Origin of the sequence: Pseudomonas sp. TWR1-1-4 (assembly GCF_049897165.1) — a bacterium.
Classification (GTDB): Bacteria; Pseudomonadota; Gammaproteobacteria; order Pseudomonadales; family Pseudomonadaceae; genus Aquipseudomonas; species Aquipseudomonas canadensis.
On sequence record NZ_JAFCVS010000014.1, the window covers coordinates 1 to 536 of the forward strand.

Below are 536 nucleotides of genomic sequence, written 5' to 3' on the forward strand. Positions count from 1 at the left end.
CCGAAAATTCGAATTTCTCAGTTAAGAGAACTCACAAATTTTACCTTAGCCTGATCCGTTACCAGTGAAAGTAACGTTCAGTCTATCTTTCTATCACATACCCAAATTTTTAAAGAACGATCTAATCAAAGACTAGAAATCAACATTCATCACCGTCTTGGTGGAATGCTCATTTCTAAGCTTTCATAACGCAGAAGCAGTAGTGGTGGAGCCAAACGGGATCGAACCGTTGACCTCCTGCGTGCAAGGCAGGCGCTCTCCCAGCTGAGCTATGGCCCCATATTTCTACAGGCGTTTCCCACACAAAATTGGTGGGTCTGGGCAGATTCGAACTGCCGACCTCACCCTTATCAGGGGTGCGCTCTAACCAACTGAGCTACAGACCCAATTTCGGGCTGCTTCTTATCGTCTTCTTCAATGAATCAAGCAATTCGTGTGGGAACTTATGGAGCAGCTGATGTCGTCGATTAAGGAGGTGATCCAGCCGCAGGTTCCCCTACGGCTACCTTGTTACGACTTCACCCCAGTCATGAATC

At 47.0% G+C, this 536-nt stretch carries 2 tRNA genes and 1 rRNA gene; all 3 read right to left on the reverse strand.

Annotated features, from left to right (window positions below):
• Positions 1 to 203: 203 nt before the first annotated feature.
• Positions 204 to 279 (reverse strand) — tRNA-Ala (locus ACP7C6_RS29315).
• Between the two features lie 30 nt (positions 280 to 309).
• Positions 310 to 386, reverse strand: a tRNA-Ile gene (locus ACP7C6_RS29320).
• 82 nt (positions 387 to 468) lie between these two features.
• Positions 469 to 536: ribosomal RNA gene (locus tag ACP7C6_RS29325) — 16S ribosomal RNA — on the reverse strand; the annotation flags it as partial.